Annotated in this window: 25 protein-coding genes and 1 riboswitch; of the genes, 5 read left to right on the forward strand and 20 right to left on the reverse strand. The window is 56.1% G+C overall.

Going from position 1 to position 23,355, the window contains the following annotated elements; genetic code table 11:
• Positions 1 to 5: 5 nt before the first annotated feature.
• Complete coding sequence (locus CIK92_RS02450; protein ID WP_094388044.1) at positions 6 to 1,520, forward strand: DUF5687 family protein; 1,515 nt, start codon at positions 6 to 8, stop codon at positions 1,518 to 1,520.
• Here the strand turns inward: CIK92_RS02450 and CIK92_RS02455 are convergent, their stop codons facing one another.
• On the reverse strand, positions 1,521 to 1,907 hold the full coding sequence (locus CIK92_RS02455) for a 2-amino-4-hydroxy-6-hydroxymethyldihydropteridine diphosphokinase (RefSeq protein ID WP_158214718.1): 387 nt from the start codon (positions 1,905 to 1,907) through the stop codon (positions 1,521 to 1,523).
• Between the two features lie 318 nt (positions 1,908 to 2,225).
• Between CIK92_RS02455 and CIK92_RS14230 the strand changes: the two genes are divergently transcribed.
• On the forward strand, positions 2,226 to 2,462 hold the full coding sequence (locus tag CIK92_RS14230; protein WP_371593974.1) for a hypothetical protein: 237 nt from the start codon (positions 2,226 to 2,228) through the stop codon (positions 2,460 to 2,462).
• 43 nt (positions 2,463 to 2,505) lie between these two features.
• Positions 2,506 to 3,423 (forward strand): glucosaminidase domain-containing protein, encoded by a 918-nt coding sequence (locus tag CIK92_RS02460; protein WP_094388045.1) that lies wholly within the window; start codon positions 2,506 to 2,508, stop codon positions 3,421 to 3,423.
• A 75-nt stretch (positions 3,424 to 3,498) separates the two neighbouring features.
• Here CIK92_RS02460 and CIK92_RS02465 read toward each other — a convergent pair whose 3' ends face one another.
• The 3 genes from CIK92_RS02465 to CIK92_RS02475 are packed head-to-tail and all read right to left on the reverse strand — an operon-like array spanning position 3,499 to position 6,189.
• On the reverse strand, positions 3,499 to 4,272 hold the full coding sequence (locus CIK92_RS02465; RefSeq protein WP_094385052.1) for an MBL fold metallo-hydrolase: 774 nt from the start codon (positions 4,270 to 4,272) through the stop codon (positions 3,499 to 3,501).
• 14 nt (positions 4,273 to 4,286) lie between these two features.
• Entirely contained in the window at positions 4,287 to 5,312 is a 1,026-nt protein-coding gene (gene murB, locus CIK92_RS02470) for a UDP-N-acetylmuramate dehydrogenase (RefSeq protein ID WP_094385050.1), read from the reverse strand.
• 22 nt (positions 5,313 to 5,334) lie between these two features.
• Positions 5,335 to 6,189, reverse strand: coding sequence for a DUF4348 domain-containing protein (locus CIK92_RS02475; RefSeq protein ID WP_094388046.1), 855 nt, complete (start codon positions 6,187 to 6,189; stop codon positions 5,335 to 5,337).
• Between the two features lie 170 nt (positions 6,190 to 6,359).
• On the opposite strand from CIK92_RS02475, the gene pheS reads away from it, so the two are divergent.
• On the forward strand, positions 6,360 to 7,400 hold the full coding sequence (gene pheS / locus CIK92_RS02480) for a phenylalanine--tRNA ligase subunit alpha (protein WP_022311611.1): 1,041 nt from the start codon (positions 6,360 to 6,362) through the stop codon (positions 7,398 to 7,400).
• A 102-nt stretch (positions 7,401 to 7,502) separates the two neighbouring features.
• Here the strand turns inward: pheS and CIK92_RS02485 are convergent, their stop codons facing one another.
• The 7 genes from CIK92_RS02485 to CIK92_RS02515 form a co-directional block, all read right to left on the reverse strand.
• Entirely contained in the window at positions 7,503 to 7,994 is a 492-nt protein-coding gene (locus tag CIK92_RS02485) for a cob(I)yrinic acid a,c-diamide adenosyltransferase (RefSeq protein ID WP_094388047.1), read from the reverse strand.
• Positions 7,995 to 8,005: 11 nt separating this feature from the next.
• Positions 8,006 to 8,977, reverse strand: a complete 972-nt coding sequence (locus CIK92_RS02490; protein ID WP_094388048.1) for an iron ABC transporter permease — start codon at positions 8,975 to 8,977, stop codon at positions 8,006 to 8,008.
• Positions 8,978 to 9,005: 28 nt separating this feature from the next.
• Positions 9,006 to 10,001 (reverse strand): ABC transporter substrate-binding protein, encoded by a 996-nt coding sequence (locus CIK92_RS02495; RefSeq protein ID WP_254045982.1) that lies wholly within the window; start codon positions 9,999 to 10,001, stop codon positions 9,006 to 9,008.
• A 91-nt stretch (positions 10,002 to 10,092) separates the two neighbouring features.
• Positions 10,093 to 11,226, reverse strand: a complete 1,134-nt coding sequence (locus tag CIK92_RS02500) for a YncE family protein (RefSeq protein WP_094388050.1) — start codon at positions 11,224 to 11,226, stop codon at positions 10,093 to 10,095.
• Positions 11,227 to 11,250: 24 nt separating this feature from the next.
• Positions 11,251 to 13,239: a TonB-dependent receptor gene (locus CIK92_RS02505; protein ID WP_094388069.1), complete on the reverse strand. Its 1,989-nt coding sequence runs from the start codon at positions 13,237 to 13,239 to the stop codon at positions 11,251 to 11,253.
• Positions 13,240 to 13,285: 46 nt separating this feature from the next.
• A riboswitch (cobalamin riboswitch) is annotated at positions 13,286 to 13,501 on the reverse strand.
• A gap of 124 nt (positions 13,502 to 13,625) precedes the next feature.
• The gene (locus tag CIK92_RS02510; protein ID WP_144289310.1) at positions 13,626 to 14,279 is read right to left on the reverse strand and encodes a hypothetical protein; all 654 of its coding nucleotides are present in this window, start codon (positions 14,277 to 14,279) and stop codon (positions 13,626 to 13,628) included.
• Positions 14,280 to 14,312: 33 nt separating this feature from the next.
• On the reverse strand, positions 14,313 to 14,504 hold the full coding sequence (locus CIK92_RS02515; protein ID WP_094388052.1) for a TIR domain-containing protein: 192 nt from the start codon (positions 14,502 to 14,504) through the stop codon (positions 14,313 to 14,315).
• Between the two features lie 237 nt (positions 14,505 to 14,741).
• Between CIK92_RS02515 and CIK92_RS02520 the strand changes: the two genes are divergently transcribed.
• On the forward strand, positions 14,742 to 15,599 hold the full coding sequence (locus CIK92_RS02520) for a hypothetical protein (protein ID WP_371593969.1): 858 nt from the start codon (positions 14,742 to 14,744) through the stop codon (positions 15,597 to 15,599).
• Positions 15,600 to 15,647: 48 nt separating this feature from the next.
• On the opposite strand, the gene CIK92_RS13310 is transcribed toward CIK92_RS02520, so the two are convergent.
• From CIK92_RS13310 to CIK92_RS02560, 9 genes are all read right to left on the reverse strand, one after another.
• Positions 15,648 to 15,905: a hypothetical protein gene (locus CIK92_RS13310; RefSeq protein ID WP_144007774.1), complete on the reverse strand. Its 258-nt coding sequence runs from the start codon at positions 15,903 to 15,905 to the stop codon at positions 15,648 to 15,650.
• Positions 15,906 to 15,973: 68 nt separating this feature from the next.
• Positions 15,974 to 16,441, reverse strand: a complete 468-nt coding sequence (queF, locus tag CIK92_RS02525) for a preQ(1) synthase (protein ID WP_022311619.1) — start codon at positions 16,439 to 16,441, stop codon at positions 15,974 to 15,976.
• Entirely contained in the window at positions 16,441 to 17,130 is a 690-nt protein-coding gene (locus tag CIK92_RS02530) for a queuosine precursor transporter (RefSeq protein WP_094388071.1), read from the reverse strand. Before CIK92_RS02530 ends, queF begins: the two co-directional genes overlap by 1 nt.
• Before the next feature lie 109 nt (positions 17,131 to 17,239).
• Positions 17,240 to 18,331, reverse strand: a complete 1,092-nt coding sequence (locus tag CIK92_RS02535; protein ID WP_094388053.1) for a glycosyltransferase — start codon at positions 18,329 to 18,331, stop codon at positions 17,240 to 17,242.
• 5 nt (positions 18,332 to 18,336) lie between these two features.
• A complete protein-coding gene (locus CIK92_RS02540) occupies positions 18,337 to 19,299 on the reverse strand; it encodes a glycosyltransferase (protein ID WP_094385039.1) in 963 nt (320 codons plus the stop codon).
• Complete coding sequence (locus CIK92_RS02545) at positions 19,263 to 20,144, reverse strand: glycosyltransferase (protein WP_094388054.1); 882 nt, start codon at positions 20,142 to 20,144, stop codon at positions 19,263 to 19,265. The genes CIK92_RS02540 and CIK92_RS02545 overlap by 37 nt, the downstream gene beginning before the upstream one ends.
• Positions 20,141 to 21,457: a tRNA lysidine(34) synthetase TilS gene (gene tilS, locus CIK92_RS02550; protein WP_094388055.1), complete on the reverse strand. Its 1,317-nt coding sequence runs from the start codon at positions 21,455 to 21,457 to the stop codon at positions 20,141 to 20,143. The genes CIK92_RS02545 and tilS overlap by 4 nt, the downstream gene beginning before the upstream one ends.
• On the reverse strand, positions 21,447 to 22,634 hold the full coding sequence (locus tag CIK92_RS02555) for a class I SAM-dependent rRNA methyltransferase (RefSeq protein ID WP_094388056.1): 1,188 nt from the start codon (positions 22,632 to 22,634) through the stop codon (positions 21,447 to 21,449). Before CIK92_RS02555 ends, tilS begins: the two co-directional genes overlap by 11 nt.
• Entirely contained in the window at positions 22,634 to 23,296 is a 663-nt protein-coding gene (locus tag CIK92_RS02560) for a 3'-5' exonuclease (RefSeq protein WP_094388057.1), read from the reverse strand. The genes CIK92_RS02555 and CIK92_RS02560 overlap by 1 nt, the downstream gene beginning before the upstream one ends.
• Positions 23,297 to 23,355 lie beyond the last annotated feature (59 nt).

Here is a 23,355-nt window from a genome sequence, read left to right on the forward strand (position 1 = left end):
TTGTTATGAACAGATACCAGATATTCAAGACGCTTCGCCATCACCGCAAACTGGCAGACCGTCGCGCCTTGAACTATGAGCAGAACCGTGCTGCCAAATACATCGTTTGGTTCTCCATGAGTTTCGGTTTCCTCTACATGTTGTTCCTTGCGGTGATGCTTTCGCTTATCGCCAACAACAGCCGAGGCACCACCCCGCTCGAATTCTGCTTCGGCCTTGCCCCGTTTCTGCTGTTGCTCGACTTCGCGTCACGCTTCATGGCCCAGCAGACACCAGCCCAGATAGTAAAGCCATACTATCTGCTGCCGCTGTCACGCTATGACTGCATCGACACGTTTGTCGCCACATCCATACTGACCCGCTACAATTTCACCTGGTTTGTCATTCTGGTGCCCTTCACGCTCATGTCGCTCGTTTTCAGCTACGGCGTGTGGATGTCGCTGGCGTTTCTGCTGGTGTGGTGGTTGCTCATAGCCGCCAACAGCCAGTGGTATCTCATCGTCAAGACCCTCACCACCGACACGCTGTGGTGGTGGCTCATGCCCGTGGGTGTCTATGGCACCATGGCGCTGCCCATCCTGCTCAAGTGGGGCAAGCTCAAGGGTTGGGAAAACTTCTTTGACCTCTACGCCACCATCGGCACGCTGATGGAGCGTGGCAACATACTTATATATATAGGTGTGATAGCCCTGCTGGTGGTACTCACGCTCATCAACCGCCGTCTGCAGTACACCCAAGTACGCAGCGAACTGTTGAGGAAGGAAACGGTGAAGACCCACAACGTGTCGCAGATGAAGTATCTCGACAGGTATGGAGAAATAGGCATGTACGCCAAGATGGAACTGCGGCTGCTGATGCGCAACAAGAACCCACGCAAGGGTCTGATAACGGCGTTCTTCATGGTGGCGGTATTCAGCATGGTCATCGTCTTTACCGACATCTACGACGGCGACTACTACTCATCGTTCTGGTGCATCTACTGCTATCTGCTCTTTGGCACCATGACGGTGATGCAGGTCATGAGCTACGAGGGCAACTACATCGACTGTCTGCTCACCCACAAGGAGAACATACTGATGCTCCTTCGCACCAAATACTACATCTACAGCACCCTGTTGCTATGGCCTTTCCTGCTGATGCTGCCACAGGTGATAGCTGGCAAATGGAGTCTGCTGATGCTGATAGCCTACGGCGTGTTCACCGCAGGCTTCCAGTACTTCACCATCTTCCAGCTGACGATATACAACAAGCAGACCATGCCTCTCAACACCAAGTTTACGGGCAAGGCGGGCATCAACGGCAACTATGTGCAGATGCTGGTAAGTTTTGGAGTCTATCTGGGACCGATGCTCATCATCTGCCTGCTCAGACTGGTATGCAGCAACACGGTGTCGTATATCATCATGATGCTTATAGGACTGGTCTTCATCGCTCTGCACAAGATATGGCTGCGCAATATCTACAACCGGTGGATGAAGCGACGCTATGCCAACATGGCGGCACTGAGGGCGTCGCGATAGTCATCGACGAGGCAACTCGGCCATGAGTGTCTGGATGTAAGGGCGCTGCCAGTCGTCGGCGTGATAGCGGCAGCCGCCACAGCAGAGGATGTCGACATCGGCGACCACACGCCCTTCGCGCCGGTCTTCACGGGTGCTGCCCAGCTGCTGCTCTATCTCCTTGGTAGCGGCATGCAGCGTGGCGTAGTCCTGGTCTGTCTCCATCCACGCCAGGCAGTTGGCAAACGGCGCCGCCTCTATGCCTATAGCTGGAGTGACGAGCTGCCGCGTGAAGCGGATGGACGGAAAGCGGGCGGCAAGCGCAGCCTGGAGTCGGGGCATATTGACGGGCGCATCTACGTTGCACCCGAGCGCCAATATCACGATGGGTGAAGGGTCGGTGGTCATACTTATAGGGTTTGTTGCTGCAAAAGTAACTAAAATAATCGAAGATATCGGGGGCGTGAGCCCCTTTTTTTGTTGCACAGCCATCGGCATCGGCAGCGTGAGCGCCAACAAGCTCATGGAAGGGCTCGATAAGTACCTTGCAAAGCAGGAAACGGAGAAATCGAAGCACGAAACAATAAAATCGAAGCCTGAAACCGTGATTTCACGCTTTGCAATATTGTTATGGATGCTCTTCGTGGGTTTGAGAGCGGCTGAAAAGATGGTTGGAACGACTGCATCGGTGGTGAAAACACCCTCATCGGCGGTTGGAACGACTGCATCGGTGGTGAAAACAACCCCATCGGCGGTAGGAACGACTGCATCGGCGGTGAAAACAACCCCATCAGCGATTGGAGCGGTGGCATCAGTGGTGGAAACATCCTCATCGGCGGTTGGAGCGGTGGCATCAGTGGTAAAAACACCCCCATCGGTGGCAAAAACGCTCCCGTCGGTGGCGGCGAGAGCAGAAGCGGTGCGCTACTTTTTTGCGAATTATTTGGCACTGACTGCCGATAATCCATCTTTTATCGTTAATTTTGCAGAAACATATATCAGTAACATGAGAAAAATCTGTATTTTCCTATATGCCCTCCTGCTCTGTCTGTCGTCATACGGACAGGCTCGCAGGAACACGCTATACCAACAATATATCAACCAGTACAAGGATCTGGCGATACAGCAGATGCTGCGCTACCGCATCCCGGCGAGCATCACGCTGGCTCAGGGACTGCTGGAGAGCGGCGCCGGACGAAGCGACCTGGCCATCAAGGGCAACAACCACTTCGGTATCAAGTGTCACGACTGGACCGGTGCCACCACCTATCATGATGACGACTTGAGACAGGAGTGCTTCCGCGCCTACAACACGGTGCTGGAGAGCTACGAGGACCATAGCCGTTTTCTCTCTACCAAGCCCCGCTACCGCAAGCTCTTCTCGCTGAGTCAGACCGACTACCGCGGATGGGCACACGGACTCAAGGCTGCCGGATATGCCACCAACCCGCAGTATGCCTACAAGCTCATCAACATCATCGAACTCTACGGGCTCGACCAGTATGACCGTGCCAAGACCTACGACCGCTACATAGCCCGACACTCGGGTACGGAGCGCATCACTCCCGACAATCCTACGCTGCACCCCATCTACTATTTCAACAAGAACTACTACATCTACGCCCGTGAGGGAGAGACGTTCAAGAAGCTGAGCAAGGAGATTGGCATCAGTGCGCGCAAGCTGGCCAAGTACAACGAGCGCGACAAACGCGAAACGCTGCACAAGGGCGACATCATCTATCTGAAGAAGAAGCAGAAGCGCGCGCCCAAGGAGTTCAGGCACCGTCCCCATGTGGTCAAGGCCGGCGACAGCATGTATCTCATAGCTCAGAAATACGGCATGCGCCTGGAGAGCCTGTACAAGAAGAACGGCCTCGGCCCCGACTACCAGATACGCGTGGGCGACACGCTGAGGGTAAGATAGCAGAAACGAATAAAGCGTGGCTCGGGCCACGCTTTATTCGTATATATCGTCGGGGGTTGTCATCACGGTGCACGGTCAGAGGGTCAGCCTCAACCCGTCGTAGGCAAAGGCGAAGCCCTCGGGCAACCGGGCGTTGGCCTCATCATGGAACCCTAACTGGTGGGTCATGTGGGTGAAGTAGGTATGGCTGGCGCCGACGCTGCGGGCAAAGGCTATGGCATCATCGACCAGCATGTGGCTGTGGTGGGGCTTCTCCCAGCGCAGGGCGTTGACCACGAGCGTCTCGACGCCGCTGAGCAGCTGTCGGTCTTCGTCGGAGATGGTCTTCATGTCGGTGATATAGGCCAGGGAGCCAAACCGATAGGCCATGATGGGCATCTTGCCGTGCATCACCCGCAGGGGCAGCACGTCGATGTCGCCCACGCGGAAGGGCTTGTGAGGCTCGAGCGTGTGTACGTTGAGCCGGGGCACTCCGGGGTAAAGATGCTCGGTGAAGCAGTAAGGCATGGCGCGATGGATGCCACCGACGGTGGTCTCGTCGGCATAGATATTGATGTCGCCAAAGGTGGAAAAAGGACGCAAGTCGTCGAGTCCGCCCACATGGTCGTAATGGACATGGGTGAGGAGCACCGCCGTGAGCGGGCGGAAGTCGAAGGGCATAAGCTGCTGGCGTATGTCGGGGCCACAGTCTATCAGTATGCGCGTATCGCCATGCTCGAGCAGCGCCGCACTGCGCAGCCGATGGTCGTGAGGGTCATGGCTGCGGCACACAGCACAGCTGCAACCCAACGAGGGCACACCACCCGAGGTGCCTGTGCCCAAGAAAGTGAACGTAAGAGGCTCGTTCATGGGCGTATACGGGGTTATTTCACATTGACTTCGGGGTGGATGTCAATGCCAAAGCGGTCTTTGACATCGCGCTGGATGGTCTGGTAGAGCGCCACGACCTCGGCACCGGTAGCACCGCCACGGTTGACGAGCACCAGAGCCTGGCATGCGTGTACCCCGACATGACCTACGGTACGTCCACGCCATCCGCACTGGTCTATCATCCATCCCGCAGGTATCTTGACATGGTCAGCATCGATGCGATAATGAGGCATATCAGGATAGAGTGCAAGAAGTTGCTCGAAATGGTGCTGGGAAACGATGGGGTTCATAAAGAAACTGCCGGCATTGCCCTCAACTTTGGGGTCGGGCAGCTTGGCATGGCGTATATCGATGATGGCCTGGCGCAGCTCGTGGGCTGTGGGCACGTCTATGCCCCGCTCAGTAAGCGTAGCCCTGATGTTGCCATAGTCGAGACGCGGTGAGAAGCGGCGCGAGAGGCGATAGACGACAGAGGTGATGAGGTAGCGGTCGCGCCACTCATGCTTGAAGCGGCTCTGTCGATACCCATACTCGCAGTCGGCGGCAAGGATTTCGACCACGTTGCCCGTGGCTATCTCTACAGCCTTGACGCGCACGATGATGTCTTGGGCCTCGGCTCCGTAGGCTCCGATGTTCTGCACGGCAGAGGCTCCCACCTCGCCGGGGATAAGCGACAGGTTTTCGGCGCCGTGCCATCCGTGGTCTACGGCATAGGCCACCACATCGTCGAAGGTGGTTCCTGCCCAGCACTCTATATCTACGGTCTCTCCATCGGGGGCTTCGGCAACCACCTGCACATCAAACCTCGCCTCGGGGGTAATGACCGTAGCGGGATAGTCGGCAGTGAGCAGCAGATTGCTACCCTCGCCGATAATCAGCAGTGGATAGTCGGTGGCGGAGAGTTGGCGGCAGATGGTCTGGGCCTCATCTACACTGGCATATTCGAGGTAGCGACGACAGCGCGCATCGATACCAAAGGTATTGTGCGCCAAGAGTGAATGGTCTCTGATATCCTTCATCGGTATAGGGGGTATAAGAAGATTAATAACTGAAACTTGACAGACGCCAACGGCCCTGACGGCGGTTGAAGGTCATCTCCATCTCAAGCCCATTGGAAATGCCACGCACGACAAATATCTTGTGTCTGCTCTCGGTGTAATGCTGGCCGTAGAGAATGTTATAGATAGTGCCGTGGGGGAAGAATGTAGGCTTGAAGGCGTCCCACTGCTCGGGGAGCATGGTGCCGGTAATGGTGGCAAAGTCGTCATCGGGGTCGGGGGCGGTAAAGGTAACCTCGTCTTCAAGGCTGCGGGCCTGGAAGAGGGAGTCTGTGGCAAAATGGTTGTAGAAGGCCAGGAAGCTGGCGTTGTATCCGCGGCGCGCCGAGTGATGGACAATCTTCGTAAGTTTCCACAGGCCGTTGATGCGGTCAAAGACATACTGCTTGACCTGCTCGTCGGCGAGATGAATCTTCTCGACCACAGCATGGTGGATGGTGGTATCCTTGACCAGGTTCATCTGGCTGCGCGAATCGAAAATCAGGGTGTAATACTCCTGGTGCATAAAAAAGTGGTCGATCTTCCACTGGCGCGCAGGGATATTGTGGAGAAACTCTTCCTCGGCATACACGGGCAGGGGGAAGACAATACGCTTGCGCTGGAGCTTCTTGTTTCCGGCAAAGTTGAAGAAGAAATCGTCGAAGAGTTCGTCGGCGGCCTTGGGCATAGGCTGCTCCTCTATCATGGTCACCAACGTGTCTTCGGGCACAGTGTCTATGGTATCAGACACAGCCACACTGTCAACAGCTTCAGGCTTCTTGTCTGTACATGCCGTAGTGGAAAAAGCGATTGCCAGAACGACAATCACCAACATCATCAGTAAGGAACACTTTCTCATGTTCAAAATCTCTTTTATAATAATCGTAAAACCATACGGGACAATAAGTACACTATCTCTGGTCCCGGGCTCTCAAATCGCTGCAAAAGTACAACTTTATTTCGATATATTTTTTATTTTCCACCAAAAATATTACCTTTGCAACGAATTTATAATATATTAATGTAATTATGATAACCGACAAGATAGAAGAACTGCTGAAGGAGGTGGAAAACCTGAGCGCAAAGAGCGCCGAGGAGGTTGAGCAGCTAAGGTTGAAATACCTGAGCAAGAAAGGCGCCATCACCGCCCTTATGGCAGAATTCAGAGATGTCCCCGCCGACCAGAAAAAGACGGTGGGTATGAAAATCAACGAACTGAAGCAGACCGTACAAGGCAAGATAAACGAACTGAAAGAGCAGATTGAGAACACCGAGGACAGCTGTTGTCATGTAGACCTCACCTGTACTCCCTACCCCATCGCCCTTGGCGCGCGCCACCCGCTGACTATCGTCAAGAACGAAATCATCGACATCTTCTCGCGTATGGGCTTCACCCTCGCCGACGGTCCCGAGATGGACGACGACAAGCACGTGTTTACCATGCTCAACTTTGCCGCCGACCACCCCGCCCGCGACATGCAGGACACTTTCTTCCTGGAGCAGCATCCTGACGACGTGACCAAGAACATCCTGCTGCGTAGCCACACCTCTGGCGACCAGTCGCACTATATGGAGTGTCACGAACCTCCAATCCGCATCATCTGCCCCGGTAGAGTGTATCGCAACGAGGCTATCTCTGCCCGCGCCCACTGCTTCTTCCATCAGGTCGAAGGTCTGTATGTCGACAAGAATGTCAGCTTCACCGACCTCAAGCAGGTGTTGCTCACCTTCGCCCGCGAAATGTTCGGCGCCGACACCAAGATTCGTCTCCGTCCCAGCTACTTCCCCTTCACTGAGCCCAGTGCAGAGATGGACATCAGTTGTCACATCTGCGGCGGCAAGGGATGTAGCTTCTGCAAGCACACAGGATGGGTCGAGATTTTGGGATGTGGCATGGTCGACCCCAATGTCCTCGAGGCGTGCGGCATAGACAGCAAGGTCTACACCGGCTACGCATTCGGTATGGGTGTAGAGCGCATCACCAACCTCAAATACCGTGTGAGCGACCTGCGCATGTTCTCCGAAAACGACACCCGTTTCCTCGAAGAGTTCACATCGGCACACTCATAACGCCGAGAGAAACAATAGATTCAACAAACCGCCAGACTGAAGAGCAGAGATACGCTACAGTCTGGCGGTTTTGGTTTTGGGCTACTTCGCATGCACCTCGGCTCACGCCTGCGAAGCCATGAAGAATAGATAGTCTGAAAGGCGGTTGATGTAGATTATCACGGTGGGGTGCAGAGGTATGACGGCATTGACGGCACATAGCCTGCGCTCCACTGTGCGTACCTTCGCGCGAACCAACTGCATCAATGCTTCTATGGGCGAGTGTCCCGGAAGCACAAAACGGAAACAACCCTCTGTGGGAGTCTCGTTCATGTAACGCTCCATATCGTCGATGTCGGCCTGGAGGATGCCTACCTGCGTAGCACCCGAACTCGCCACATGCTTCATCACTGCCATCAGCATCATCTGGATATGCTCTATCTTGATACGCATACTCTCGGGCAACTCAGGCTTAGCTTTGAGCATTCCCAGGAGAGCCATGAGTTCGTCTATCTCGCCGTTGGCCTCGATGCGGCAGTCGGTCTTGTTCACACGCTGGTGGTCTAACAGGTCGGTCTGACCCTTGTCACCACGTCGAGTGGTTATCTTGTTCATAGTCTAAAGGTTTATCGTTTACGGATGATGACATATATGATTACCGGAGCTCCGATGAGCGGTGTCACGGCATTGAGGGGCAACATGCCTGCCTCTCCGGGCACAAAGCAGAGCAGATGACAAGCCATGGTGACCACCGCCCCAGTGAGCATGGTTATGGGCAGCAGCCTACGCATATCGTCGGTAACCGTCAGGAGCCTCGCGATATGCGGCACTGCCAGTCCTATAAACGCGATAGGACCACAATAGGCTGTCACCACAGCCGTGAGCAGTCCGGTAAGCAAAAGGGCATAGTTGCGGGCACGCCGCGTGTTGAGCCCGAGATTGCGGGCATAGTTCTCACCAAGCGAGAGGAGGTTGAGGGGCTTCACCATGAGCAGACTGAGCACGAGTGCCGCCAGCGTGATGGTGACATAGAGCGGCAGAAGCGACGGGGTGACGCCATCCAAGCTGCCCATTCCCCACAACATGAACGAGCGTATGCCCTGTTCGGTGGCGCTGTAGTTGAGCAGAGTGACGACCGACGACGACAGATAGCCCACCATGATACCGATGACGAGCAACATCACGCCGTCGCGCACCAAGGTAGAGCTGAACAGGATAATCGCCATCACAGCCATGGCTCCGGCAAAGGCGGCAGCGAGTATCGCCACATTGCCCGTGACTCCGAGCGTACCCAGAGTCACACTGCCTCCAGCCAGAAGCATCACCAGCGCCACGCCCAGTCCGGCACCACCATTGATACCGAACACGTCGGGGCCAGCCAATGGGTTGCGGAAGACGGTCTGCATCATCAGTCCGGCAGTGGCCAGACAGGCACCGCTCAGCATGGCAGTGACCATCTGGGGCAGACGCGACTCAAGGATAATGAACCTCCAGCTCTCGCTCACGGCTGCCTTGTCGCCCACGAGTACATGCCACACCGCCGAGCAGGGTATAGACACGCTGCCCGTCATCAGTCCGGCCATGAAGAGACATGCCATAGCCGCTGCCAGTCCTATGTAGATAGTCTTAGTCAATGCGCTTATAGTATCTGAGCCCGCCCTTTCCCGCTCCGGGATGGACTATCTGTATATAGTCGCGCAGCAGGTAATCGGGACGGAAGGGAATTTCCTCAAAATAATTGACGCTGTCGGTATTACAGCCATAGACCTCGCCGTGGCGGAAGGCGTCGAGGATTTTGTAACCCGCATACTCGCCCGCCAAATCACGCAGCGTGATGGGCTTGCCCGAATAGACAAACATCCAGGCATCGGCATGGGCGCCGCGCTCTACCACCTGCTCGGGAGCGAGCGTGAGCGAACCGCTGTGGTCATCGTCCATCCAGGGATAGCGTCCGTGGGCGTCGGCGATGAGCGTGCCCACCGTACTCCGACCACCAGGACAATACCACACGCTGCCCGTCTTGCGCTCTATAAGTAGAGAACGGCCCTCGGGGAGTTTTATTGCCTCGCGACGCAAACTATTATACGTGCTGTCAACGACATGGAAGAGCGAGTCGGCCTGCTCTTCGCAACCGAAGAGGATGCCATAGAGCCTCATCCATTCAGCCCGAGCCAGCGGCGAAGGCTCCATATAGTCGGCGGCTTCGATGATGGTCACGCCGGTCTTCTCCAACCGGCCGTAGCCACCGCTATGCTCAAAGGGCGATACGATGATGGCTTCGGCGCCTATCTCTGCGATACGCTCCACATCGGGGTTCATCGAGTTGCCACAGTCGACAGTCTTGCCAGCGGCCAGTCTCTTCCTCACTTCATCCACTCCGATATAGCGGCTGTCGCACACGCCGGCGATGGCCGCGGTCTTGCCCAACCATGCCAGCAACTGGCAATGTGCCGTGGTGGTCACCACCGCCTTACCCAGCGGGCGGGATATGTCATAGCTACGCAGCACGCTTCCCTTGACCCACGGGTTGGCTATCTCCACATGGGTATGGTCGCTATAGCGTACCACGGTGAGCAGAGTGGCGTAGTCAAACCTCACCGTGTCGCCCTTCTCGAGAGTCACAACACGATTGTTGCCGCCTTGACACGACGTCAGGACGGCAACAATACCTATTATATATATTATAGAGCGCAAAGGGTTCATCGCGACAGTTTTAGTTGTCGACTATGGTCTTCACACCTACATTGAAGAACACAGCACAAGGACCTACGCCAGTGTCATAACTGTACATATAGCTTCCGTTCTTGCTGTATCGCTTCACATAACCATTGCTGTAATAATCGGCATAACCATTCTCACCCTGGTTGTAAGAGAGAACAAAGATTTCGCCTGTAGCAGGGTCTACATCGATGCCGGCAGGAGAGAAGACGCCCTCAGAGAGGTTGAGCGGAGTGGTAGTGCCCTGATAGGGATTACTGTTGAGGTCGCAGACACTATATTTGGCCACGGCGTAGGGATTGCTGATGATATACAGCTTGCCGTTGAGCATGCTGGCATAGTAGGCATCGGTCACCTTGGTAGCCTTGTTTCCGGCGAGATACTTTATGGCGCTTTCGCCCTTCTCTACTGAGTTGGGATACTCACCCTCATAGTACACCCAGTCGAGGATATACACGTTGCCGTTGTTGATGAATACCTTCTGGGGATTGTTGATGCCCTCTACATTGCGGGTCTCCACTTCGCCGGTACCGAGGTTGATGATAGAGATGTTGCCGTGACCCTTGGCATAGTCAGAGTTGGCCACGACGATGCTGCTGGCATAACCAGCCAGACCCTCGGGATAAGAGCCAACCTTGTACTTGGCTGTGAGCTTGAAATTGACAGTATCGACAGCAGCCACATAACCGCCATAGGTAGTGAAGAAGATGTGGCCGTTGCCAGCGATGATGTGACGGGGCGACTTGCCTTCAGCTGCACCCAGCAGTTCGGTAGTCTTGATCTGCTTGATACGCTGCATGGTCTTCTTGTTGATTACCTCTACAGTATTCGAGCCATCGACTACTACATACATCTTGTCGCCATACACCAGTCCGTCATTGGGGGTAGAACCGAGGCTCTGTCCGCCGTTGTTGGCGGCAAACACCTTCTGCACCGCAACATTAGAGGCATAGTTGATGCCTGTCAGCGAACCGTCAATAGATGAGTACATATTGCCGGAGTTGACGATAAAGGCACCGTCAGATACCACCTCGTAATGAAAGGATGGGCCGTTGTCGTCGTTACATGATGTGAAGAACAGCGGAGCGCTTACGAGGAGCGCTACCATAGCTAAGAAACTTTTTTTCATTGTCATTGTTGTTTATAATTGTTGTTATAATTCCATTTTGACACTCATGCGCCAGTGGGTACGGGGCATGGGGTAATGCGCCACTATCTCATACTGATGGCCCAGGATGTTTTCGACATCGGCGCGCAGCTGCAGGCGTGTCTTGCCGACCATCATATTGCGATAGGCGGTAAGTCCCACGTCGGCATAACCACCGATATGTGTACCCTCATAGTGGTTGGGCGTAGCCCATCGGCCGCTGGCGGCCTGACCGTGCAGGGAGAGCGAGATCCAGGGGTTCTCCCATCCCACCGAGGCGCTGCCCTGGTTGAGGGGCTGGTAGGGAACCTGCTTGCCATAGTGTGGCGATGACGCATCGGTGCGGTTGGCCACACGCTGATAGGTGTACGATGCCGACAGGTCTATGCGGTGACCGGCAGAGGGAGTCCACTCTACTCTCGCTTCGCCATCGACGCCCATACCACGGGCTTTGGCCATATTGATGGTGCGCCAGATAAACATATTGTAGGGCACCGCCACTATCTTGTCGCTGATGCGGTTGAGATAGGCATCGGCTGCCACCTGGGCGACGAGCTTGGGGCTCCAGGCGTGGCGCCATGTGAGTCCTATGTTATACTGCCGCGTGTTTTCCGGCCTTACGTCGGGGCTGCCATAATGGTGGAAATAGCACTCATTGAACGTGGGCACGCGGAAGATGTCTTTCATCGACGCGCGCAGATAGAGTTCCTCGTCTTCCATCAGCCGATACGAGAGCGAGAGCGAAGGCGACCACCGCCGCATGTCGCTCTGGGCATCGCCGCGATGAGCTCCGTTGAGACAAAGTGTCCACAACACGCGAGCCAGAGCCGTAAAGCGCTGGCGCTGAAACTTCACCGCCGCCGTCTGCCATAGTGTATGGCGATAGGGTCTGCGGTCGATGGCCAGACTGCTGCTCAGGTTGTTGTAGCAGTAGTCAGCCGCATAGTTTATCTCCACATCTCTGCAGGGAGCATAGAGCATGGATGCCGAGCCATAATACTCATGCTGCTGGTAGGTAGCATCATCACGGCGGTCGGGCAAGAGTGTATCGCGATACGCCGATGAAGCCCAGTTGGCCTTGGCTGTCAGCCGGAGCGACAGCCGCCGTGATGCCTGGTACAGCCAGCGTGTCTGGGCAAACCAGTTGCGGTCGTGCAACTGCTGTCCGCACACATTGGTGTAATATTGCACGATGCCGGGCAGCTGGCGGTCGTTGTCATAGTAGTATATCTTGGCCCAGAGACTGCTGCGGTCGTTGGGCGTCCAGAGTCCACTCACCTCGGCATGACCGCTGCACATTCGGCTGTTGGTGCGCCGCTCTATGGTGGTCACATTGCCGTTGCGCAGACGGAAGGGATAGTCGTTGTCGGCATAGACATAGTCGCCCACGGCACTGAGTGCTATGCTGCGCCCCATGCGTTGGGTGTAGCGCACAAAGGGGTTGGCATAGCCCCACGAGCCCAGCCTCATCTGCGCCGTGAGATGGGGCTTGAGGTCGGCGGGCAGCCGCGTGAGACTCTGGATGGCAAGCACGGCAGGCGTGGTGGCTTGGCACGCGGTGACAAAGATGTCGTCGCCATCGCCTATGGTGAGACTCAGGCTCTGCACATTGTCTATCGAGTAGCGCGACACGTCTATCTCGCCGCTCTGTATCTCGCTGAGCATCACGCCGTCATAGCTTACACCGGTATGCAGTGCTCCATATCCACGCACCGACACGGTCTTCATGCCGCCCGCACCGCCATAGTCGCGCAGCGTGACACCAGCCAGACGGTTCAGGGCGTCGGCGACATCGGTGACACCAAGGCGCAGATAGTCGGCACTGCCAATGACGCGCACGGGAGCCGAGTTGTCTATGCGACGCTGCTGGCCGTCGACCACCACGTCGGGAAGCCGATGCACACGCGCCGTATCCTTCGGCTGGGCATACACCGAGGTGGCTCCTGTCATCAGAAGCACCGTCAGGATTAAAGCCAAGTTGCGTTTCACTGTCATTGTCATTACTGTCGGCATGTCGCCTGTCCTCGCAGACCATACACCTTATTATATATATAGCAACGGCAGGTATTCTGACTCACACCTCTGTCATCGCAGTGATGACCACTGGCAAACCGTCTTCCCGAAAAAATGTCAGTGACGTGATGGTTTGCCCGCCTCGCCTGTCGAGGCCGCAGGTGTTCACAGCAGCGGGACTGTTCGGGAGTTGCACCCGATTCCCTTTTTAATCAATCTATGAACCAATTGCTTGTGCAAAGTTACTGCAAGTCATAGACAATACAAAGGAAAACCGTAGTTTTTTTTCATTTTCCATTGTCCCCGCCCCGACACCCTCTGCCCAAGCCATTGTTGTCCAGCCTTTCACGGCATACGCCGCCAGTGCGTCAATTGCCGTCACCGCCCGCATGGTCACAGTCGCAGAGACGCATATTGGCCATATTCTCCACATAGGAAACGGCTTTATGGATGTCTATCATTATCGCCTCGAGCTCTATATGGATTTCCACAACGCTGATGAAGAACAGCTGCAGGTAAGCATCGTCGGTCTGCGACTCGCAGCATGTCAGGAAGTCTTCGTCCGATAGGGTTAGGCTAAAGCCTTGGTCTGTATAGGGCAGCAGGGTGAGCATTGCCTTGCAGGTCTCGCGGCGTATGGTGGCAATGGCACCAAGCGGACTCATGGCACTCGTGGCCTCACCAACAGCGCCAGCCAACGGGCTGCCAGGACACAGCGCCTGCATTGCTTTGCTGGCATCCATAGGACTAAGCTCGCTATCTGCAAGACTTGCCACATACTTGTTGTACGACATACACAGATTGGCATAGGCATTGACGAGGTTTTCCACTTCGTCCTCATCAACTTGGCCCGACGCAAGGGCCTCTTGCTGGTGCTGGCGGGCCAGACTGTAGAGGCGCCCAAATGCCGGGGTGGCCCCAGGGAACACATCCACCCACACCAGCGGGCAGTAATACTGGAGATAACGCTGGACAGCCGACGGCTGCCTCCACGAATACTCGACTCCTTCGACCTCTCTCACCTCATCGGGAGGCCAGGCTCCGGCAGACTTTATCTATGCTGGGCAGATGGGCAAAGGAGAGTCTGTCCTTGATGTCATCAAACTGCCGTTGATCCTGCTCGCGCCACCGGTGAGATTGCGGGGCGCCATCCAGCACTTGATGTCATGTTGTTCGAGCAGATGGCAGACGGCTTGAGCGGCGTCAGACTGAGCCGACGAATAGCTGATGAATATATCGTGGGTCATAGCGGCAAAAATTGTGGTTGATAGTTATGGTTCTACAAAAGTAAAATTTTTTCAGTAGAAACAGGCTTAAACGGAGAGAAATATTACAACGCGGGTGAAAATAATTGGAATGACGGCAACCGCTGTCACAGCAAGAGGGGTGGCAATGACGGTGGCTGCCAGTCTTTTTTTCAGCAAATCACTTGGTGCATACGCGCATAATCACTACCTTTGCATAGACAATAGACAACGGCAAGAATGATGAAAAGTAGAATTGCGATAATCGGCATAGCCCTGGCAACGATGGCTATCATGGCCTGCTCGGGCAACAGTGACAACGGCACCAAGGGAGCCAAGTTGGGCGCCTCTACCGACGAGCTCAAGCTCAGCGGCGACAAGACTGTATATGGTCTGGCGTGCGACGGATGCACCGACTCGGTGGTGCTGCTTCTGCCCAACGACGGCAGCGACCCCATACGTTTCAACGTAATCGAGGCCACACGCCGCGGCAAGATTATGGGCCAGCTCAAGGTGGGCGACTGGATAGGCGTGGTGACCAACAAGGAAGACTCTACCGTGGCAGACATGGTGATAGACCTGGACCAGCTCAAGGGAATATGGTGCTATATCGTCATGCCCAAGCTGAAGGACTATGAGCAGATGAGCCCTCGCCTGCAGAAGCGTATCATGAGAGATATGCCAGATTCCATCAAGAAGACTTACCTTATACCACGTGAATACGGGTTCTGGATGAAGCGCCAGTGGTCGTGCATGAGCGTGGGATATGTGCGCGAACAGACTTCGCTCGAAGAGGAGAGCCCCGTGGTCTATCCGCCATTGGGTTACTTCACCGCATGGCACATCTGGAACGGCTATCTGGTCATCACCGCCGGCACGCCGAAGATGGGCAAGGACAACAAGCTGGAGGTGACAGACCTGGTCAATGACACCTGCACCATAGACTACTTCAAGGGCGACTCGCTGGTGCTGACCAGCAATGGCGTGACACGCAGCTACTATCGCAAGAACAACATTGAGGACATCAACAAGAAGGCCAAGGCGATAGCCAGCATGCAGGCCAAGAAGGCGCTGAAGGAGGCGACCACAGCACAATAGACTGGGCACAGGGAGGCCATCTCCCCTACCCCCGCAGCCTCATCGCAATCAGAGCACTACCCACCGGGTGGTGCTCTGATTGTTTATGGCGCGGCAGAGACCGTCACGACGCATAAGGAGCACGCAGACTGCGGCGTAGAGGGCGCGGTTGCCGGCTCGTAACGGAAGGTACGTGGGCTCGTGACTTACGATACGTAAGCACGTGCCGTAAATCACGAGCCCACGTAACATAAGATACGAGCCAGCCGATGCCACAGCCACGCCGCCAGCGCGGGTAGCGAGAAGAGGCAGAGACGCTCCAGCCACAAATGACAATCGCCGCAAGCAATATGAAGAATGCTTGCGGCGATTGGGATAGTGTGGTTGGCGCGCTGTTACTTGTCACCCATGTCGTGATGGATGAAGCGCTGCTCGGCCAGCTGCTCATACTTGGTGCCGGGCTTGCCATAGTTGGCATAGGGATAGATGCTTATGCCGCCACGGGGAGTGAAGAGACCTGTCACCTCGATATACTTGGGCTCCATCAGGCGGATGAGGTCTTTCATGATGACATTGACACAGTCCTCATGGAAGTCGCCGTGATTGCGGAAGCTGAAGAGATAGAGCTTAAGGCTCTTGCTCTCTACCATCTTGATATCCGGGATATACGAAATGCGTATCTCTGCAAAGTCGGGCTGCCCTGTAATGGGGCAGAGTGATGTGAACTCGGGGCAGTTGAACCTTACCCAATAATCATTGCCCGGATGCTTGTTGACAAAGGTCTCCAACACCTCTGGGGCATAGTCGTCGGCATACTTGGTAGCCGATCCCAGCTGTTTCAGTCCGTCTTTAGTTCTGTCCATTAGAAATTGAAAATTTTTAATACGTTATAGTCTACACCCTCGTCATAGACATCCTCGCCCTCATAGGCCTTGACCCAGCGCACTACACGGATGGTAAGAGGCAGCACCACAATCTCGTAGGCGGTCTTGAGCACCACCTGCATAAGCATCAGCACGGGTATCTCGCTCAAGGGTATCACGCCCCAGAACGCCAGCGGGAAAAAGATGAGGGAGTCGGCACTCTCGCCAGCCACCGTGCTCAGGATGGCGCGCAGCGAGAACCGATGGCCGTTGGAACTAATCTTCATGCGGCTCATCACATAGGCGTTGGCAAAAGAGCCCACGATGAAGGCGGCAAACGAGGCCGCTGCCACGCGCGGAGCCAAGCCGAAGATGGCATGGAAGCCCTGGTCATTGGTCCAATAGGGTGCGCCGGGTATCCAGTCGCACAGGGCACCCACCAGGGTGAAGAAGAAGTTCATGGCGAAGCCTATCCAGATGAGGAGGCGAACCTTGCGGTAGCCCCACACCTCGCATACGCAGTCGTTGATGATATAACTGATTGGGAACACAAGCAGTCCACCGGTAACGCTGAACTTTCCCATCGCTATCTGCTTTGTCGCAAACACGTTTGACGCAATCAGGCAAACGCAGAAGAGTATGCCGAAAAGCATAAAGAGCATACTCACACTCTGTCTTTTATTATTCATATTCTTGTTTTGATAAAGGGGGTTGAGCAAGTACCCCTGTCTGTTACAGAGTGCAAAGTTACGAATAAAAGATTGGACTGTCAAGATTTCGGCCTACTTTTTTCATTCGCTATAGCAAACTCTGATAAAAGTCTTCGTACTGACGCGCCACCTTAATATAATCATGGTGGCGATGGATATACTCTACGCTCTGCTCTCTGAGTCGGACAACCTCGTGGGGATGGGTGACGAGATATTCGAGCTGTTCGACCACACTCTCGTAGGTGGGTTGGACATTGACGATGGGTCGCAGCTGGGTCTCGCCCAGTATCTCGTAGTGTTCGGGCTCGCCTCCGCCCACGCACACCACGCCGTGGGCCATCGCCTCAAGGGGATTCATCGACGGCGTGTAGCTGTAGAGCTGGTCGAGCAGCACATCCTGGTCGTGCAGAAGGCGCACATACTCATCGAAAGGCAGGCTCTCGGCCACAGTCAGCGTCATCTCCTCGGGGTGACGGGCAGCCACGTCCTGCGCAGCACGCAGCATGATGTCGGTGCCTTTATAGATCGAGCGGCTGCGGTTGATGCCGATAAAGACCCTGAGCCTGTCGTGGGGTTGCAGAGCGGGCTGAGCGTCGCAGCGTATGGGGTAAGGGATGAAGGAGAGTTTATGGGGGAAGTGGGGATGATAGCATACCCAGTCTTCGTAGAGACCGGCGACGATGCCGTCGCAGTCTGCGGCTATCATCTGGTTGAGCCGCCCCTTGGCGGTGTCTATCCAGTCGTCGATATGCACCTGTGCCTCAGGGTCTGTACGCACCTGGTCGCCGAAGTTGAAGTCACTATAACGCAGCGGCTTGCGGGTAATACACTCGTGGACCCAATAGTAATCCATGCCAAAGGCACCAAGGACCACCCTACGGTTATGGCGGCGCAGATAGCGATAGACGGGCTGGATGCGCTCGGCCTTGAGCTCAAGGAACATGGGGTTGATAAGCTGCACCACATCATAGCCCCGCAGCCGTGGCAACAAGGTGCAGAGTCGCATAAGGTAACAGAGGCCTCCACACCAGCCCGGACGACGCACGAGGGAGAGGTCGCGGGGATAGTCTTTCCAGAAGTCGCCGTTGGACAAGACGGTGACCTGATGGCCCAACTGGCGCAGGCCGCAAGCCAGGGTCCAGTGTACATTGCTGTATTCGCCGATGAGGAGTATGCGCATAATCGTTATCTTACTATATGTAACAGCAGGCTGCGTCCCATCTTGGACTGGACGAGCCGGCGGAACATCCAATACTTGCGGGTGTAACGCTTGTCGGGCAGCGGATAGAGTCCCTGCTGCTCGAGCGTGGCAATGGCGTCGTCGAGGCGCTGGCGGCTGTGGGTAAGCTGGATGGTATTGTAGAGGTAGTCCATCGTGAGCTGGGCGACGCGACGGGCGAGAGCCTGGCGGTCGGTCTCGGGCATGGTGGCAGCCATCTGCTGCAGGCGCAGGATGACAGCCAGCGAGTCGGAGAGCCGCTTGTCGATGTGGTTGGCGGCATCGGCGTGCATGATGGAACCTCGGCGCTGACGGTAGTAGTATGCCTTGGCGTCGGTATAAAACAGGCGCTCGGCACGGAGGATGAGCTGGGGCGTAAATTCCTCGTCTTCGTGCAGGATGCCGGCTGTGAAGCGCAGAGAGCCCAACAGCTCGCGGCTGAAGATATAGCCACAGGCTGTGCCGTGGAGGTTGTGACCCTGCATATACTCGCTGCCCGACATGGGACCTTCATAAGAATAAGGTGTAGCTACCGAGGAGCGGGTGGAGAAGTCGAACAAGACCATGTCGGGGTTATGATAACGCACGAGGTCGAGGCAATGCTCGTAGGGAATACGCAGAAGATAGTCGTCGCCATCGACAAACTGGATGTAGCGGCCGGTAGCCACTCTGATACCCATATTGCGGGCGCAGGCAAGGCCGCTGTTGGGCTGGCGCAGATAGATAATCTGGTCTTTTACGTCATCGATATCGGTGATGGCGGGCAGCTTGGAGCCGTCGTCGATGACGATGACTTCGCGCTCGCCAGGCTGGAAAGCCAAGGAGAAGATGGCGGTGACGCACTCGCGCAACATATCGGCGGGCAGGTCGTAGCAGGTGATGACAAAGGTCATCAGTGGCGTGGCCGGAGCAGTTGGTGTAGTCGGCATAAGAATCTGAATCCTAATAATCGGTTAATCAATAACTTGGGAGTATGCCAGTAAGGCAGCCGGGGCAGCGAAGGCACACGGCCGGTGGCGTGGTAAACATCGAGGGCGACATTGACCACATGGGCATAATAGTCGGCGTTGCTCACCAGGGGCAGCACATAGCAATGGGCAGCAAGCAGCAGGGAGAGGTCGGCACCGGTGGCGGTGCGGGTGATGCCCTGCGGATTGTCGTAGTAACGATAGAGGCCCGTGGTGACGGTGGCTATCGCGCGGCAATGGAGCAGCAGGCGCGGCAGAAGCCAGGCGTCTTCAAACGTAAGTCCTTCGGGGAAGAGGCAATGGTCGAAGAGGCTGCGGCGGAACACCTTGTTCCAGGCGTAGGTATGGGTGTAGGCGCGGGCGTCAAGCCAGTAACGGCGCCAGTCGGTATAGACGGCATCGGCCAACGCAAGCTGGTGGCAGCGCGGCGAGCCATAGTGTATCTCTACGGGATATTCGACGAGGTCGTAGTCGGGATGGGCGGCGAGCAGGGCAAGCAGCGGGGGCAGCGTATGGGGCTGGAGCACATCGTCGCTGTCGACAAAGGTGACGTAGGGCGCATGGCTGCGGGCGATGCCGGAGTTGCGGGCGGCACTGAGACCGCGATTGGGTTGGTGGACGACGCTGATGCGGTCGCTACGCTCTGCCCACCGGTCGCAAAGGTCACCACAGGAGTCGGGCGAACCATCATCGACGAGGATGAGTTCACAACCGTCAGCCTGGCTGAGCACGCTCTCGACACAGCGGTCAAGGGTGGCAGCGGTCTTGTAGACGGGGATGATGACTGTGAGGACAAGGGGTGTCATGGGCGTATGTATGTGAGCTGTATATATCGTCGTGTGTCGGCGGTGATGCGGCTACGGTGGTCGGGGCGTTCGCCCACAAGCCACACTACACGGTCACGGGCATCAGTAACGACCAGCTGGTGCCGCTTCTCGATGAGATTGCGCTTGCGGTCGGTGAGGTAGTCGCTTACGAGCTTGCTGCCGCGCATGCCAAGGGGCGTGAAGCGGTCGCCCTGGCGCACTCGGCGCAGGGTGAGGGGCAGTTCGACGGCTGTGGCGTCGAGCATCACGCTCAGCGGGTCACGGGAAATGGGCATATCGGGGGTGTAAGGCGCCAGCTCCAGCCTCAACCGCTCGCCCGAAGAGATGAGGTATGTACCTGCCTCGGGCATTACCACGGGCTGGGGAGCCTGGGATTCGAGCGGGGCGATGACCAGGGCGTCGCGAGAGGTCACCACGATGTGTGTAGACGACTGCCACTCCATGCCAGGACGACCGTCGATGGCTGCCGCCATATCCTCGACCTGCGCGGGGGTAAAGCCGAGCGGTGCCAGGCGATGCCAGAGCACATACTCGGCAGACGCCTCGCTGCGCAACATGGCAAAGGACAGAGTGTCGCCCTGATAACGGTCGTGGATGACAGGGGAATTGGCCATGCGGACAGCCTCGGTGAGGCGGAGCGAGGTCTGGTAGATGCTGTCGACAACCGAGGGGTTGATGGTCTGCAACAGGGGGATGACATCGAGTCTCACCTTGTTGCGCTTGACGTCGTTGACGAGATTGGTGCTGTCGGTGACATATCCCTCACCCTGCTCGCTGAGCCACTCTTCGATGTCGCGGCGGCTCACGGAAAGCAGCGGACGCACCACATGACCATTGCGGGGAGCGATGCCGGTGAGTCCGTCGATGCCGGTACCCCGGATGAGATTGAGGAGCACGGTCTCGACGCTGTCTTCGCGATGGTGGGCCACACACACGGTGGCGGCACCGATGGAAAGGCGCAACTGCTCGAAATAGCCATAACGCAAATCGCGTGCAGCCATCTCTATGCTCACCTTATGGAGGTCGGCATAGGCACGGGTGTCAAAGTGGGCAAGATGAAGAGGGATGGCGTGACGGCGACAGAGGTCGATGCAGAACTGCTCATCGCGATTGGACTCGTCGCCACGGAGGTGGAAGTTGCAGTGAGCCGCCTCAACCTGATAACCCAGCCGTCGGAGCACCAGCAGCAGACAAACGCTGTCGGCGCCACCCGAGAGGGCTATCAGATGTGTGTCGCCCGGAGACAGGAGGTCATGGGCGGCGATGAATTGGCTTACTTCTTTATTCAACATAGAGTACCAGTCCCTTCAGGTATTCACCCTCGGGGTGATAGATATTGATGGGATGGTCGGCAGGCTGGTGCAACTGATGCAGGATGCGCACCTTGCGGCCGGCTTGGGCGGCTGCCGTGAAGACAGCGTTGCGGAAATTATCTTTGGTAACGACCTGCGAACAGCTGAAGGTGAACAGGATGCCACCTGGCTTGATGCGTTCGAAGCCCTTAACGTTAAGTCGGGTGTAGCCTTTCAATGCATTATGGAGCGCAGCACGATGTTTGGCAAAGGCAGGAGGGTCAAGAATGATGAGGTCGTACTTCTTGTCGTTGGCATCGAGATACTTGAAGGCGTCATCGCAGAATGCCTCGTGACGGGCGTCACCAGGGAAGTTGAGGGCGACATTGCGGTTGGTAAGCTCGATGGCCTTGGCGCTGCTGTCGACCGAGTGGACGGCTTGCGCACCGCCTCGCATGGCATAGACAGAGAAGCCTCCAGTGTAGCAGAACATATTGAGAACCGTGCGGCCACGGGCATACTGCTCGAGAAGAGAACGGTTTTCGCGCTGGTCGACAAAGAAACCGGTCTTCTGGCCCTTGAGCCAATCGACATGGAAGCGAAGGCCGTTCTCGACAGCGGTATTGTCGTCGCTGCCACCATACATAAATCCGTTCTCCTGACGCAGGTCGGCCTTGAAGGGCAGCGTGGTCTCGCTCTTGTAATAGACATTCTCGATGCGGTGGCCCATCACACGGACCAAGGCGTCGCACACAGCCAGGCGGCTCACGTGCATACCCACACTGTGGGCCTGCATCACGGCGGTGGCACCATAACAGTCGATGACGAGACCAGGCAGATTGTCGCCCTCACCGTGTACGAGTCGGTAGGTATTGTTGCGCTCGTTGTCGGCTATGCCTATGGCTATACGCATCTGCAGCGCCGAAGCCAAGCGGCTCTCCCAGAACTCGGCGTCAATCTCGACCTGACGGAAGGACAGCACTCTGACGGCGATGGAACCTATCTGATAGTGGCCACAGGCGAGGAAATCGCCCGATGAAGAAAAGACGTTGACGATGTCGCCCTCGCCTATCCCCTCGTCCATGCGCATGATAGCGCCCGAGAATATCCAGGGATGGAAACGGCGCAGGCTTTCTTCCTTGCCTCGCTTGAGTATGACAGATGGGTATTGTGGCATTATGCTTCTGTATTTATGGGTTTGCGTTCTTGTTTCGGAGCGGGATCTTCGACGGTCACCAGCTCATAGTCGCCGGTCTCGGCGAGACGGCAGATTTCCTCGTAGAGGCGGATGCAGGTCCAAGCGTCGGTGGCGGCATAGAGACACTGGCGGTTGGTAAGCGCGTCGGCCTCCCAGTTGGTGAGCCGCTGGCGCTTGCTAATCTTCTCGTGGAAGAGGTTGGCATAGAGCTTCTGCAGCGACTGGTCCTGGATGCCCAGGCGGCCTACCTCGTTCTGCAAATCGACAAACATACCTGGCTTGAAGTCGGCGCGGTGGTGCAGAGACAGCAAGTCGTTGCTCAGCGACAGTCCCACCATGGGCACCGTGGTATTCTCCAACAGACGAATGATAGCTGGCGTCACGCCGATGCGGTTGAGACGAAACAGGAAACAGGTGTCGTGGGTCGAAACCTGAAGCAGCGCCACCTTGTAGGTCTTTCCCTTGCGGAAGGCGGGGCGTGTCTCGGTGTCAATGCCCAATATGGGCTGCGTCAACAGATAATCGACGGCGCGCTCGGCCTCACCCGCTGTGAGGATGGTGATAATGCGCCCTGGAAACTCGACCACGGGAAGAGCCGTAATCAGAGTTTTGTCAAACTTGGTATAAATTGTTTTCTTCATTCTTGGTTTGTCTGTCAGTTATGTAAGACTCTGCCGCCACCCTGACAAGGGAAGACAAG

The sequence above is a fragment of the Prevotella sp. P4-67 genome, assembly GCF_002251325.1.
Lineage (GTDB): Bacteria > Bacteroidota > Bacteroidia > Bacteroidales > Bacteroidaceae > Prevotella.

Bases quoted from the DNA above. Each gene is read 5' to 3' on its own strand.
- CIK92_RS02555 (WP_094388056.1), bottom strand. From the start codon at position 22,634: ATGCCACAATACCCATCTGTCATACTCAAGCGAGGCAAGGAAGAAAGC.
- CIK92_RS02475 (WP_094388046.1), bottom strand. From the start codon at position 6,189: ATGAGAAAGTGTTCCTTACTGATGATGTTGGTGATTGTCGTTCTGGCA.
- CIK92_RS02540 (WP_094385039.1), bottom strand. From the start codon at position 19,299: ATGCCGACTACACCAACTGCTCCGGCCACGCCACTGATGACCTTTGTC.
- CIK92_RS02485 (WP_094388047.1), bottom strand. From the start codon at position 7,994: ATGAACAAGATAACCACTCGACGTGGTGACAAGGGTCAGACCGACCTG.
- CIK92_RS02455 (WP_158214718.1), bottom strand. From the start codon at position 1,907: ATGACCACCGACCCTTCACCCATCGTGATATTGGCGCTCGGGTGCAAC.
- CIK92_RS02500 (WP_094388050.1), bottom strand. From the start codon at position 11,226: ATGAAAAAAAGTTTCTTAGCTATGGTAGCGCTCCTCGTAAGCGCTCCG.
- CIK92_RS02505 (WP_094388069.1), bottom strand. From the start codon at position 13,239: ATGACAGTGAAACGCAACTTGGCTTTAATCCTGACGGTGCTTCTGATG.
- CIK92_RS02560 (WP_094388057.1), bottom strand. From the start codon at position 23,296: ATGAAGAAAACAATTTATACCAAGTTTGACAAAACTCTGATTACGGCT.
- CIK92_RS02465 (WP_094385052.1), bottom strand. From the start codon at position 4,272: ATGAACGAGCCTCTTACGTTCACTTTCTTGGGCACAGGCACCTCGGGT.
- tilS (WP_094388055.1), bottom strand. From the start codon at position 21,457: ATGTTGAATAAAGAAGTAAGCCAATTCATCGCCGCCCATGACCTCCTG.
- murB (WP_094385050.1), bottom strand. From the start codon at position 5,312: ATGAAGGATATCAGAGACCATTCACTCTTGGCGCACAATACCTTTGGT.
- CIK92_RS02545 (WP_094388054.1), bottom strand. From the start codon at position 20,144: ATGACACCCCTTGTCCTCACAGTCATCATCCCCGTCTACAAGACCGCT.
- CIK92_RS02490 (WP_094388048.1), bottom strand. From the start codon at position 8,977: ATGGCATGTCTCTTCATGGCCGGACTGATGACGGGCAGCGTGTCTATA.
- pheS (WP_022311611.1), top strand. From the start codon at position 6,360: ATGATAACCGACAAGATAGAAGAACTGCTGAAGGAGGTGGAAAACCTG.
- CIK92_RS02530 (WP_094388071.1), bottom strand. From the start codon at position 17,130: ATGAATAATAAAAGACAGAGTGTGAGTATGCTCTTTATGCTTTTCGGC.
- CIK92_RS02450 (WP_094388044.1), top strand. From the start codon at position 6: ATGAACAGATACCAGATATTCAAGACGCTTCGCCATCACCGCAAACTG.
- queF (WP_022311619.1), bottom strand. From the start codon at position 16,441: ATGGACAGAACTAAAGACGGACTGAAACAGCTGGGATCGGCTACCAAG.
- CIK92_RS02520 (WP_371593969.1), top strand. From the start codon at position 14,742: ATGATGAAAAGTAGAATTGCGATAATCGGCATAGCCCTGGCAACGATG.
- CIK92_RS02535 (WP_094388053.1), bottom strand. From the start codon at position 18,331: ATGCGCATACTCCTCATCGGCGAATACAGCAATGTACACTGGACCCTG.
- CIK92_RS02460 (WP_094388045.1), top strand. From the start codon at position 2,506: ATGAGAAAAATCTGTATTTTCCTATATGCCCTCCTGCTCTGTCTGTCG.
- CIK92_RS02515 (WP_094388052.1), bottom strand. From the start codon at position 14,504: ATGACCCACGATATATTCATCAGCTATTCGTCGGCTCAGTCTGACGCC.